This window comes from Azospirillum brasilense (genome assembly GCF_007827815.1).
Taxonomy (GTDB): domain Bacteria; phylum Pseudomonadota; class Alphaproteobacteria; order Azospirillales; family Azospirillaceae; genus Azospirillum; species Azospirillum brasilense_C.
Genome location: NZ_VITH01000008.1, coordinates 398,399 through 408,909 on the forward strand (window position 1 = coordinate 398,399; position 10,511 = coordinate 408,909).

Annotated in this window: 13 protein-coding genes, 1 other RNA gene and 1 pseudogene; 2 read left to right on the plus strand and 13 right to left on the minus strand. The window is 69.0% G+C overall.

The window, feature by feature from the left end:
* Positions 1–11: 11 nt before the first annotated feature.
* The 13 genes and pseudogenes from tolR to FBZ83_RS19075 all read right to left on the minus strand — a co-directional run bounded on the left by tolR (position 12) and on the right by FBZ83_RS19075 (position 7,670).
* Positions 12–494, minus strand: coding sequence for a protein TolR (gene tolR / locus FBZ83_RS19020; protein ID WP_014240514.1), 483 nt, complete (start codon positions 492–494; stop codon positions 12–14).
* Position 495: 1 nt separating this feature from the next.
* A complete protein-coding gene (gene tolQ, locus FBZ83_RS19025; RefSeq protein ID WP_109069625.1) occupies positions 496–1,218 on the minus strand; it encodes a protein TolQ in 723 nt (240 codons plus the stop codon).
* A gap of 5 nt (positions 1,219–1,223) precedes the next feature.
* Entirely contained in the window at positions 1,224–1,703 is a 480-nt protein-coding gene (ybgC, locus tag FBZ83_RS19030) for a tol-pal system-associated acyl-CoA thioesterase (protein ID WP_145686971.1), read from the minus strand.
* Positions 1,696–2,787, minus strand: a complete 1,092-nt coding sequence (ruvB, locus tag FBZ83_RS19035) for a Holliday junction branch migration DNA helicase RuvB (RefSeq protein ID WP_014240511.1) — start codon at positions 2,785–2,787, stop codon at positions 1,696–1,698. The genes ybgC and ruvB overlap by 8 nt, the downstream gene beginning before the upstream one ends.
* Positions 2,784–3,410, minus strand: coding sequence for a Holliday junction branch migration protein RuvA (gene ruvA / locus FBZ83_RS19040; protein WP_145686973.1), 627 nt, complete (start codon positions 3,408–3,410; stop codon positions 2,784–2,786). The genes ruvB and ruvA overlap by 4 nt, the downstream gene beginning before the upstream one ends.
* Complete coding sequence (locus FBZ83_RS32365; protein ID WP_282186906.1) at positions 3,407–3,970, minus strand: endonuclease domain-containing protein; 564 nt, start codon at positions 3,968–3,970, stop codon at positions 3,407–3,409. The genes ruvA and FBZ83_RS32365 overlap by 4 nt, the downstream gene beginning before the upstream one ends.
* Positions 3,953–4,489: pseudogene (gene ruvC, locus FBZ83_RS31995) on the minus strand (crossover junction endodeoxyribonuclease RuvC); the annotation flags it as partial. The gene FBZ83_RS32365 and the pseudogene ruvC, both read right to left, overlap by 18 nt.
* Before the next feature lie 29 nt (positions 4,490–4,518).
* The gene (locus FBZ83_RS19050; RefSeq protein WP_014240508.1) at positions 4,519–5,271 is read right to left on the minus strand and encodes a YebC/PmpR family DNA-binding transcriptional regulator; all 753 of its coding nucleotides are present in this window, start codon (positions 5,269–5,271) and stop codon (positions 4,519–4,521) included.
* A 201-nt stretch (positions 5,272–5,472) separates the two neighbouring features.
* A complete protein-coding gene (locus tag FBZ83_RS19055) occupies positions 5,473–6,294 on the minus strand; it encodes a TIGR00282 family metallophosphoesterase (protein ID WP_145686978.1) in 822 nt (273 codons plus the stop codon).
* Between the two features lie 12 nt (positions 6,295–6,306).
* A complete protein-coding gene (locus FBZ83_RS19060; protein ID WP_145686980.1) occupies positions 6,307–6,915 on the minus strand; it encodes a 5-formyltetrahydrofolate cyclo-ligase in 609 nt (202 codons plus the stop codon).
* A 39-nt stretch (positions 6,916–6,954) separates the two neighbouring features.
* Positions 6,955–7,114: non-coding RNA, 6S RNA (gene ssrS / locus FBZ83_RS19065), on the minus strand.
* 13 nt (positions 7,115–7,127) lie between these two features.
* Positions 7,128–7,442, minus strand: coding sequence for a cell division protein ZapA (locus tag FBZ83_RS19070; protein ID WP_014240504.1), 315 nt, complete (start codon positions 7,440–7,442; stop codon positions 7,128–7,130).
* Positions 7,443–7,445: 3 nt separating this feature from the next.
* Complete coding sequence (locus FBZ83_RS19075; protein ID WP_145686982.1) at positions 7,446–7,670, minus strand: hypothetical protein; 225 nt, start codon at positions 7,668–7,670, stop codon at positions 7,446–7,448.
* Between the two features lie 322 nt (positions 7,671–7,992).
* Here FBZ83_RS19075 and tkt point away from each other — a divergent pair, with 322 nt between their 5' ends.
* On the plus strand, positions 7,993–10,005 hold the full coding sequence (gene tkt, locus FBZ83_RS19080) for a transketolase (RefSeq protein WP_145686984.1): 2,013 nt from the start codon (positions 7,993–7,995) through the stop codon (positions 10,003–10,005).
* 144 nt (positions 10,006–10,149) lie between these two features.
* Positions 10,150–10,511, plus strand: a 362-nt coding sequence (locus FBZ83_RS19085; protein ID WP_247888368.1) for a glyceraldehyde 3-phosphate dehydrogenase NAD-binding domain-containing protein, incomplete at its 3' end; no start/stop codon positions are given.

A 10,511-nucleotide genomic window follows, 5' to 3' on the forward strand; every position in this document is an offset into this window, starting at 1 on the left:
GCCGTGGCGTCTCAGCGCTGCGCCGAGCCGCCGACACGCGGCCCGGTGGCGCCCGGCCCGCTGGGCATTTCGGCGACCAGCCCGACCTTCTTGAAGCCGGCGGCGCTCATGGTGCCCATCACCTCCAGCATCTTGCCGTAGGCGATCTTCGCGTCGCCGCGCACCAGGATGCGGGCGTCTGGGTTGTTGTTGGTGACGGCGATCAGCAGCGGCACCATGTTGGCCGTCTCCACCGCCGTCTCCTGCACATAGACCCGGCCGTCGGACTGCACGGTCACGAACAGCGGGTCCTTCTGCGCCTCCAGCGGGGCGGCGTTGGTCTTCGGCAGATCCACCGGCACGCCGACGGTCAGCAGCGGTGCCGCGACCATGAAGACGATCAGCAGCACCAGCATGACGTCGATGAAGGGCGTCATGTTGATGTCGGCCATCGCGCGGTATCCGCGGCGGCGGCCCCGACCGTGGCCGCCCTTTCCTGCGAGCTGGGCTCCCATGTCAGGCGGCTCCCCGCTCCTCGAGGTGGCGCGACAGAATCGCCGAGAACTCGCCCGAGAAGGTCTCCAGCCGGTCGGCGTAGCGCCCGAGGTCGGTGGTGAACTTGTTGTACGAGATCACGGCGGGAATGGCGGCCACGAGACCCAGCGCCGTGGCGAACAGCGCCTCGGCGATGCCGGGGGCGACGACGGCGAGGCTGGTGTTGCCCGACGCGGCGATGGAGGTGAAGGAGTTCATGATGCCCCACACCGTGCCGAACAGGCCGATGAAGGGGGCCGTCGAACCGACCGACGCCAGGAAGGTCATGTAGCGCTCGGCGCGCAGCATCTCGCGCCCGATGGTCACCGACATGACGCGCTCGACCCGCTGCTGCAGCGAGCCCTTCATGGAGCCGATGCCGCGGTCGGCGGCGTGGCGCCACTCGCGCATGCCGGCGGCGAAGGTCGCCGACATCGGGTCGGCCGGATTCTGGCCGATGCGGTCGTACAGCGCGTCCAGCGAGCCGCCGGACCAGAAGCTCTCCTCGAAGGCGTCCGCCTGCGCGTTCAGGCGGCGGATGCGCATCAGCTTCTCGATGATGATGGCCCAGCACCACACCGAGGCAACCAGCAGCATCAGCATCACGACCTTGACGATCAGGTCGGCCTGCCAGAACAGGCCCCACATCGTGATGTCGTGAGCCTTCGCCGCGGCCCCGACCACCTGGGCGGAATTCAGATCCATCGCAGTCAGTCTCGCTTCTGCCTTTTGTACAAATCGATGAGCGCCTCGCGGACCGGCGCCGGAAGGCGCGCGGGACGTCCGGCCCGGTTACCGGTCAAATTGATCATCGCCAGTTGAATCTCCGCCCGCGCGAGGTCGCGACCGTCGCGACGGGCAAGTTGTGCAACTGCGAAGGAGGCACCGCCGGTATCGGTGATTCGCGTCACCACTTCAAGCGTATCCTCGAGCTTTGCGGGAGCGACAAAATCGATCTCCGCCCGTCGTACCGCAAATGACACACCGTCGCTTTCGGCCAGCCCGGCGTTGGTGAATCCGGTCAGCCGCAGCATCTCGGTGCGCGCCCGCTCGAAGAAGCGCAGGTAGTTGGCGTGATAGACCAGCCCCCCGGCGTCCGTGTCCTCGTAGTAGACCCGCAAGCGCAGCCTGTGCTGCGCGTTCTCGTCAAACCAGCCCGAGAGATTTGCCGCCCCAAGGCCGTCAGACATCGCCGTCCTCCGGGTCCGGGTTGGCCTCCGACAGCCGGTCCAGCAGGTCGAACTGGCGGGTCGGCGCCGACGGCGGGTTGAGGCCGAGATAGCGGAAGCCCTGGTCGGTCAGCATGCGCCCGCGCGGCGTGCGCTGCAGGAAGCCCTGCTGGATCAGGTAGGGTTCCACCACCTCCTCCAGCACGTCGCGCTGCTCGCCGAGCGCTGCGCCCAGCGTGTCCACGCCCACCGGGCCGCCGTTGTAGTTGTTGGCGATGATGCCGAGATAGCGCCGGTCCATGCTGTCGAGGCCGAGCCGGTCGACCTCCAGCCGGGTCAGGGCGGCGTCGGCGATGCGCGCGTCCACCTCCGGCACGCCGGCCACCGAGGCGAAGTCGCGCACCCGGCGCAGCAGCCGCCCCGACACGCGCGGCGTCCCGCGCGAGCGGTTGGCGATCTCCCGCGCCCCTTCCGGCGTGATGAGCATGTTGAACACGGCCGCGGCGCGGCGGACGATCAGCTCCAGCTCGTCCGGCTCGTAGAACTGCAGCCGCACGGGGATGCCGAACCGCTCGCGCAGAGGGCGCGTGATCAGGCCCGAGCGCGTGGTCGCGCCGACCAGCGTGAAGGGCGGCAGGTCGATCCGGATGGACCGCGCCGACGGGCCTTCGCCGATGATGAGGTCGAGCTGGAAATCCTCCATGGCGGGATAGAGCACCTCTTCCACGGCGGGATTAAGGCGATGAATCTCGTCGATGAAGAGGACGTCGTGCGGCTGCAGGTTGGTCAGCAGAGCGGCGAGGTCGCCGGCCCGCGCGATGACCGGACCGGAGGTCGCGCGGAAGCCCACCCCCAGCTCGCGCGAGACGATCTGGGCCAGCGTCGTCTTGCCCAGGCCCGGCGGGCCGAACAGCAGCACATGGTCCAGCGCCTCGCCGCGGGAACGGGCGGCCTGGATGAAGATCGACAGGTTCTCGCGCGCCTGCCGCTGGCCGATGAACTCGGCGAGCGAGAGAGGGCGGATCGAGGCTTCGCCGGAATCGCCGGCGCCCCGCCCCGGCTGCACCAGCCGGTCGGGATCGGAGCCGTTCTGGTCGGCGGTCATTGGCTGAGTTCCTTAAGGCCATGGCGGATCAGCTCCGACACGCCGGCCCCGTCGCCCAGCTTGCGCCCGGCGGCCACGACGGCGCCGAACGCCTCAGATCGCCCGTAGCCGAGGTTGACGAGGGCCGAGACGGCGTCCGCCATGACCATGTTGTCGGGGCCGCCCGCCGCCGGCGCCGCCTTGCCGCCCGCCGCCGGGGCGGCGGCCGAGGCGCCGAGGGTGAGGTTGCCCACCTTGTCCTTCAACTCGTTGACGATGCGCGCGGCCACCTTCGGCCCCACGCCGTCGGCGCGGGTGAGCGCCGTCTTGTCCTGCGCCGCGATGGCGCGGGTGAGCTGGTCGGGATCGAGCACGCCGAGAATCGACAAAGCGAGGCGCGAGCCGACGCCCTGGATGGTGGTCAGCAGCCGGAACCAGTCGCGCTCGCCGGCATCGGCGAAGCCATAGAGGGTGATCCGGTCGTCGCGGATGAAGGTCTCGACGACCAGCGCCCGCCGCTCCCCCACCGCCATGCGCGACAGCGTGCGGTTGGAGCAGGCGACCTGATAGCCGACCCCGTTGACGTCCACCACCACCCAGTCGGTCCCGACCGAATCCACGACACCGGTGAGCTTGGCGATCATGGGGAATTCTCCTTGTCCCTCAAACGCTGGAGGGGATCACGGCGCAACACGGTGGTCGCGGAAAGCGCCGTGCGGATGGTTTCGAGAACGCCTTCCAGATTGTCGTTCACGTCGTTGTTCCAGAAGCGCAGCACGCGGAAACCGGCCTGTTCCAGCATGCGCGTCCGGCGCTCGTCATAGGGCGCCTGATCGGCGTGCTGTCCGCTGTCCAGTTCGATCACCAACCGATGGTCGTGCGCGACAAAATCTACGATGAAGCCGACAATGGGTTCCTGCCGACGGAATTTGGCCCCCATCTGCGCGTTCCGCAAACGTTGCCATACGATCTTTTCCACCTCGGTGGAATCGCGCCGCATTTGCACGGCTCGATTGGTGTGCAAAGGCGCCGGCTTGTCCTTTGCTACCGGCAACAATACTCCCTCTCCCCTCTGGGGAGAGGGTTGGGGTGAGGGGGTTGCGCGTGTGCCGGACGCACCGCGCCGCGCATCCCCCTCACCCGGCCCTTCGGGCCACCCTCTCCCGGGGCGGGAGAGGGATTGGTCACCCCCCCGCCGCCACATCTGCCAGCTCGCGCGGTGATGCGCGTGGCAGATCGCCACGGCGAGCGCGTCCGCGGCGTCCGGCGTGGTGATGGTGCAGCCGGGAAGCAGCAGGCGCACCATGGCCTGAACCTGCGTCTTGTCGGCCCGGCCCTGCCCCACCACGGCCTTCTTCACCATGTTGTTGGCGTATTCCGCCACCGACAGCCCGGCCAGCGCCGGGACCAGCAGGGCCACCGCCCGCGCCTGCCCCAGCTTCAGCGTGGAGACCGCGTTGTTGTTGACGAAGGTCTCCTCCACCGCCGCCTCGTCGGGGCGGTAGCGCTCCAGCACCTGGGTCAGCGCGTCGTGGATCTGGCACAGCCGTTCGGCCAGCGGACGGTCGCCGTCGGAATGGACGGCGCCGTCCGCCACATGGGTCAGCCGGTTGCCGGACACGTCGATGACGCCCCAGCCGGTGTGGCGGAGGCCGGGGTCCAGCCCCAACAGGCGTACGGGCGGCTGCTGCGCCGCCCCGCTCCTTCCGGCCTGCCCAAGCACCCCGGTTCCCTCCGCTCCGCGGCCTGAAATCAGGCCGTCAGCTTCTGCATCAGCTCGTCGGAGATGTCGAAGTTGCCTTCGACGGTCTGGACGTCGTCGTTGTCCTCCAGCACGTCCAGCAGCTTCATCAGGCTGGCGGCGGCGTCCTCGGACGGGGCGACGGTGTTCAGCGGCTTCCAGGTCAGGCGCGCGCTTTCCGCACCGCCGAACTTGGCCTCCAGCGCGTCGCGCACGATCGCGAAATTCTCCACCGTGGTGGTGACCTCGTGACCGTTCTCGTCGGACGCCACGTCCTCGGCACCGGCCTCAAGCGCCACCTCGAACACGGCGTCCGCAGCCGCGGCGGCGGCCGGGTAGTAGATCGCGCCGACGCGGCTGAACATGAAGCTGACCGAGTTCGTCTCGCCCAGCGAGCCGCCGTACTTAGTGAAGGCCGAGCGCACTTCCGACGCCGTGCGGTTGCGGTTGTCGGTCAGCGCCTCGACGATCAGCGCGACGCCGCCGGGACCGTAGCCCTCGTACCGCACCTCGTCGTAGTTCGCGTCGTCGCCACCGCCGGGCGTGCCCTGCTTGATCGCGCGGTCGATGCGGTCGCGCGGCATGTTCTGCACGCGGGCCGCGGTGATCGCGGCGCGCAGGCGCGGGTTGGCCGCCGGGTCCGGCAGGCCGCCCTTGGCCGCCACGGTGATCTCGCGGGCGAGCTTGTTGAAGATCTTCGACCGCTTGGCGTCCTGCGCGCCTTTGCGGTGCATGATGTTCTTGAATTGGCTATGACCGGCCATGCGTCGAACGAGCCCCAGATGGATTCAAAGAGACAAAGGTCTTGTGAAACAGCTTGGAAAGCGGTGGGACACATGTACCAGCCTTTGTGCGCCACCGCACGCCTTCGGCGCCGGAGACGACACCTACCCATATAGAAAGTCAATATGGCAGTATTGGGGCGCCCCTTTTGCGCCCCGCGGAACCGGAACCGGCGGCGCCGCTCAGCCCCGGACCGGCATGGACTGGCTCAGCCGCCCGCCCAACCGAACCGGCTGGATGCTGGTCGCGAGGCCGGTGCGGTCGTCCGTCTCGACGTAGCAGCCGCAGACGGTGCCCTCGCCTTCCGCCGGGCTCAATCGCTCGGTCGGCAGCTTGCGGATCAGCTTGGCCATGGCGACTTCCTTCTTCATGCCGATGGCGCTGTCGTAGTCGCCGCACATGCCGGCGTCGGTCAGATAGGCGGTGCCGCCCCTCATCACCACATGGTCCGCCGTCGGGACATGGCTGTGCGTGCCGACCACCAGCGAGGCGCGGCCGTCGCAGAAATGGCCCATGATCATCTTCTCGCTGGTCGCCTCGCCATGGACGTCGACCAGGATGGCGTCGGCGCCGTTGGGGCCCAGCCGGTGGGCGCGCAGCACCCGGTCCACCGCCACGAAGGGGTCGTCCATCGGGTCCATGAACAGGCGCAGCATCACGTTCATGACCAGCACCTTGCGCCCGCCCCGCGCCTGCAGCAGCACGAAGCCGCGCCCCGGCGTCCCTTCCGGGTAGTTCAGCGGGCGGATGATGCGCGGCTGCTGGTCGATCGCCGCGACCAGTTCCTTCTGGTCCCAGGAATGGTTGCCCAGCGTCACCACGTCGACGCCGGCGGCGAAGAACTCCTCGGCGATCTTCACGGTGATGCCGAAGCCGCCGGCGGCGTTCTCGCCGTTGACCACGGTCAGGTCGGGGTCGAGCCGCTCGCGCAATGTCGGCATGTGCGCGATCACCGCGTCGCGTCCCGACCGCCCCACCACATCACCGAGAAACAAAAGCCGCATCGTCCCCAACCTTCACTGCGCAAAGCGGAGCGTCTCGCGCTCCGTCAGAATCCAATCGAGCCGCTCATCGTGCGCCCCATGGGGCACCGCGTCCATCTCCTGAGCGGCGAAGGCCATGCCGACCGCCAGGACCGGGCGGATCGCGCGCAAGGCGTCCAGCGTCCGGTCGTAGTAGCCGGCGCCGTAGCCCAGCCGATGCCCGCTGCGGTCGAAGGCCAGCATCGGCACCAGCAGCACCGCCGGCACGACCTCGGGCCGGTCGGCGCCCGGCTCCTGGATGCCGTAGCGGCCGGCGGCCAACGGCAGCGCCGGGTCCCAGTCGCGGAAGGTCAGCGCCTGCCCGCGCGGCCCGGACACCGGAAGCGCGATGGAGCGCCCGCCCGCCTTGATCCCACCCGATCTAAGATGGAGCAGCAAAGGCCGCGCGTCGAGTTCCGAACCGAGCGGCCAATAGCCGGCGACCGGCCCATCGGGGAGAATCCCCGGCCGGACCAGCGCCTCCAGGAAGCGGTCGCGCAGGGCATCCGCGGCAAAAGCGCGCATCCGGTCGTCGCTGAGGGAATCGCGCCGGGCGCGCGCCTGGGCTCGGGCGGCATCCTTGGCCGCGCGCGGGTCGGTCATCGTCGCCTGGAAAGGTCGGGGAAATTCGGGGGAAAGGCGGAAGGTGCCGCCTTGGCCGTTGGCATTGCTTATCCTCCATGACCTGCAGAGCAGGTGGGCGCCGTGTAACCGGACCAGGGTCCGGACAGGGACAGCTCCCGAGAGTCTAAGATTATCGGCCCTGGGGATTATTGCGACCTGACGAACCAGGCAGCGACCTTCCATTCACTAACTTAAGCGCGCTCGAGCCGCGCGGCAACCTCTTCGATGCGCAAAGCGACATTGTCCACGGCGGCGGCCACCTCGGCCTCATTGACCGTGGACAGCGGGGCGAGGCCGCGGCCGGCCATGACGTCCTGCATCTCGTCGGCCATGACGATGGCGGTCAGCACGAGCATCTGCGCCTCCGACCCGGATTTCCCGCCGCCGGTCACCTGCTTCAGCTTGGCGTCCACGAAGCCGGCCAGCTCACGCAGGCGGGCCTCCTGGCCGTCCTGGCAGAAGACGCGGTAGGCACGCCCGTTCACCTCGATGTCCACCTGGGCCATGGCTTAATTCTCCAGAACCGCTTCGAGACGACCAATGGCCGCCTCCAGACGCTTCGACACGGTTTCCGCGTTCTCCTGGGCGCGCGCCTGTTCGATGCGCGCCTCGCGCAGGGACTCGCTCAGCTCCTGCTCGCGCTTGGCCACCCGTTCCTCGCGGGCGCACGCGGCATGCTCCAGACGATCCACGGCCTTGGAGAGGCGGTCGAGCGAGGCTTTCAGGGAATCCATGGGCGGGGGAACCTTGACGGACGGATGGACGGCGGGCGGGCCGCATGTTCGCACATGCATAAAATGCCGAGCGCTACAGTTGGGCCGGCCACGCCGCCCCGTCAACCGGAATTACGCCGCAGTTCACGGTGGAAATGGCGCCGTCACAATGCGCCGGAAGCCGGACCGCCATCCCCATTCCCGGGTTGACCTGCGCACACGGGTTCTGCATGGTGCGCGCGTCCTGCGGGAAGCCTTGTTTCCCGCCCAATCGGTGTTGCCCGACCCCATTCGGCCCCGCTGCCCGCCTGCCCACGGGAACATTCTTCAGGAACCCTGCCCGATGTCCGCTGCTTCCGCCGCCACCCCGCCCGCCCCCATCACCACCATGGCGAACGCCATCCGCGCGCTGTCCATGGACGCGGTGGAGGCCGCGAAGTCCGGCCACCCCGGCATGCCGATGGGCATGGCCGACGTGGCCACGGTGCTGTTCACGCGCTTCCTGAAGTTCAACCCGAAGCAGCCGGCCTGGGCCGACCGCGACCGCTTCATCCTGTCGGCCGGCCACGGCTCGATGCTGATCTACTCGCTGGGCTACCTGACCGGCTATGAGCGGATGACCATCGACGAGCTGAAGCGCTTCCGCCAGCTCGGCAGCCTGACGCCGGGCCACCCCGAGGTCGACCCCTCCCTCGGCATCGAGATGACCACCGGCCCGCTGGGCCAGGGCGTCTCCACCGCCGTCGGCTTCGCCCTGGCGGAGCGGATCACCAACGCCCGCTTCGGCGACGACCTGATCAACCACTTCACCTACGTCATCGCCTCGGACGGCGACCTGATGGAGGGCGTCAGCCACGAGGCCTGCTCGCTGGCCGGCCATCTCGGGCTGAACCGCCTGATCGTGCTGTGGGACGACAACCACATCTCCATCGACGGCTCGACCGACCTCAGCTTCACCGACGACACGCCGGCCCGCTTCCGCTCCTACGGCTGGAACACGACGGCCGTCGACGGCCACGATCCGGACGCCGTCGCCAAGGCCATCGAGGCCGCCCAGACCTCCGACAAGCCGACGCTGATCGCCTGCCGCACCATCATCGGCAAGGGCGCCCCGAACAAGGCCAACACCCACGGCTGCCACGGCTCGCCGCTGGGCGCCGACGAGGTGGCCGCCACCCGTGAGAATCTCGGCTGGCCGCACGAGGCCTTCGTCGTCCCGCAGGACGTGCTGGACGCCTGGCGCGCCGCCGGCACCCGCGCCGACGCCGCCTACGCCGACTGGGCGCAGCGCGTCGCGGCGATGGACCCGTCCGCCCGCAAGGCGTTCGAGGCGGCCATGGACCGTGGCGTTCCCGCCGGCCTGGACGAGCTGATCGCCGCCTTCAAGAAGAAGCTGTCGGAGGACAAGCCGAGCTGGGCGACCCGCGTCGCCTCGGGCAACGTGCTCGACGTCCTGGTCCCGGCGGTGCCGGAGATGATCGGCGGCTCCGCCGACCTGACCCCGTCGAACAACACCAAGGCGAAGAACACCGCCGACGTGAAGGGCCGCGGTGAGTTCAACGGCCGCTACGTCCGCTACGGCGTGCGCGAGCACGGCATGGCCACCGTCATGAACGGCATGGCGCTGCACGGCGGCGTCATTCCCTACGGCGGCACCTTCATGCAGTTCGCCGACTACTGCCGCCCGTCGATCCGTCTCGCCGCGCTGATGAAGCAGCGCTCGATCTTCGTGATGACCCACGACTCGATCGGCCTCGGCGAGGACGGCCCGACCCACCAGCCGGTGGAGCATCTGGCCGCCCTGCGCGCCATCCCGAACCTGCTGACCCTGCGCCCGGCCGACGCCGTGGAGACCGCGGAGTGCTGGCAGATCGCGCTGGAGCGCGTCAACGGCCCGTCCGTCCTGGCGCTGACCCGCCAGAACGTGCCGACCCTGCGCACCGAGCACGCGGCGGAGAACCGTTCCGCCTGCGGCGGCTACGTGATCCAGGAGGCCGAGGGCGAGCGCAAGGTGACGCTGCTCGCCACCGGCTCGGAAGTCTCGCTGGCCGCCGAGGCCCGCAAGGCGCTGCAGGCCGAGGGCATCGGCGCCGCCGTGGTGTCGATCCCGAGCTTCGAGCTGTTCGAAGCGCAGGACGACGCCTACAAGGCCTCCGTGCTCGGCAGCGGCGTCCGCGTCGCGGTCGAGGCGGCCATCCGCCAGGGCTGGGACCGCTGGCTCGGCTATCCGGGCGCCACGGCCACCGCATTCGTCGGCATGAGCGGCTTCGGCGAGTCGGCTCCCTATCAGGAACTCTACAAGCACTTCGGCATCACCGCCGAGGCCGTGGTCGCCGCGGCGAAGGCGCGCCTGTAAAAGAGCGAGCCTTCGTGGGATCGGGCTCCGGGCCGACGGTCCGGGGCTGACAATTGCCGCCCCGGACCACACATCCGGGGCCGGGAGTGACCGCCCCAAGCCGGATGGTTCGGGGTCGGGGAATGCCAGACTGGAGGAAAAACAATGGCTGTTCGGGTAGCGATCAACGGTTTTGGCCGCATCGGCCGTCTGGTTCTGCGGGCCATCTACGAGAGCGGCCGCAACGACGTGGAGGTCGTGGCGATCAACGACTTGGCCGACCTCAAGGCCAACGCCCACCTGCTGAAGTACGACAGCGTCCACGGCCGTTTCCCCGGCACCATCGAGACCCGCGACGGCGAGCTGATCGTCAACGGCCACTCGATCAAGGTCGTGCAGGAGCGTGACCCGGCCAAGCTGCCGTGGAAGGATCTGGGCATCCAGATCGCCATGGAATGCTCGGGCATCTTCACCAAGCGCGCCGACGCCGCCAAGCACCTGGAAGCGGGTGCCGAGAAGGTGCTGAT